Source organism: Flavobacterium taihuense (genome assembly GCF_019351435.1).
Taxonomy (GTDB): domain Bacteria; phylum Bacteroidota; class Bacteroidia; order Flavobacteriales; family Flavobacteriaceae; genus Flavobacterium; species Flavobacterium taihuense.
On sequence record NZ_JAHWYN010000071.1, the window covers coordinates 1 to 523 of the forward strand.

The 523-nt window shown below is 23.7% G+C and carries 1 protein-coding gene; it reads left to right on the top strand.

Annotation, left to right across the window (positions count from 1 at the left end):
• Positions 1-47 precede the first annotated feature (47 nt).
• Positions 48-521 (top strand): hypothetical protein, encoded by a 474-nt coding sequence (locus KZH69_RS20405; protein ID WP_219319310.1) that lies wholly within the window; start codon positions 48-50, stop codon positions 519-521.
• Positions 522-523: the final 2 nt, after the last annotated feature.

Here is a 523-nt window from a genome sequence, read left to right on the forward strand (position 1 = left end):
AACGTTGGCGGTCAGCTTACAAATCTGAAATTTTTAAAACCTAAGAAATGAATAAACTAATTTTCTTTTTTTTCATTATAGTTTATAGTTGCTGTTCAGGACAAATCAAAAATAACACGAAAATTTCTAACGATTTTTACATCAATATTAAAGCAAGCGAAAATTTAGAACCTCATTCTGACATCAAAAAAACAACTACTATTGTTGAACTTAATCAAAAAGAACAAAGAAAAATATACAACTATTTTCAAGAATATGATTATTTTAATTTTCCTACTGAATTAGAAATCGCATTGTCAGACTGCAAAAACAATAAATTTTCGAAATTTATTAAAAATGACATTATAATTACTGTTAATTATAATTCGAAAAAGAAGATAGTATTTTGCCAGATATCGAATAATGATAAAACGAAATATGAAGCAAAAAAATTTTTAGAATTATATTCTAAAATTTGGGAAATAATTCGAAAAAAAATAGAACGAGAAGACAACTCAGAAACTGAATACTATATCTATTAAAA